Below are 507 nucleotides of genomic sequence, written 5' to 3'. Positions count from 1 at the left end.
GCCCTATCTCAGTGGCAACACCTACCAGTATTGGTATTCAAAGGCGACATGCCGGGCAAGAAGATTATGATCACTGCCGGTGTTCATGGCGATGAATACAACGGCGTTCTTGCCGCGCAAAAAACAGCTCGAGAGCTAATCGGCAAAGAACTGGCGGGCACTGTCACTGTTGTTCCAACCATCAACTTAACGGGTATGTTGAACCACAGCCGCGATTTTTACTCCGCTGATCCTGATGCATCACCAGCAAACCTAAACCGCTTTTTCCCAGGCGACGCAAACGGCAATGAGGCCAATCGCTACCTGTTTGCATTATGGAACAATCTGCTTAAGCCAAATGCAGAGCTTGCGATTGATCTGCACACCCAAACCAGTGGTGCCGCTTACCCATTGTATGTGTTTGCCGATTTCCGTATCGAACAATCGTTGGAAATGGCTCGCTCAATTAACCCAGACGCTATCTTAAACGATCGTGGTGACGCTGGTTTTTTATAAACCGTGTGTGGC

The 507-nt window shown here is 49.1% G+C and carries 1 pseudogene; it reads left to right on the top strand.

The annotated features are described in order from the left end of the window. A pseudogene (locus R7R24_RS30660) lies at positions 1 to 492 on the top strand (succinylglutamate desuccinylase/aspartoacylase family protein); the annotation flags it as partial. Positions 493 to 507: the final 15 nt, after the last annotated feature.

It is taken from the genome of Vibrio sp. 704, from assembly GCF_033339295.1.
Note: the sequence above shows the minus strand (reverse complement) of the source record. Positions and strands in the feature narration are given on the sequence as shown.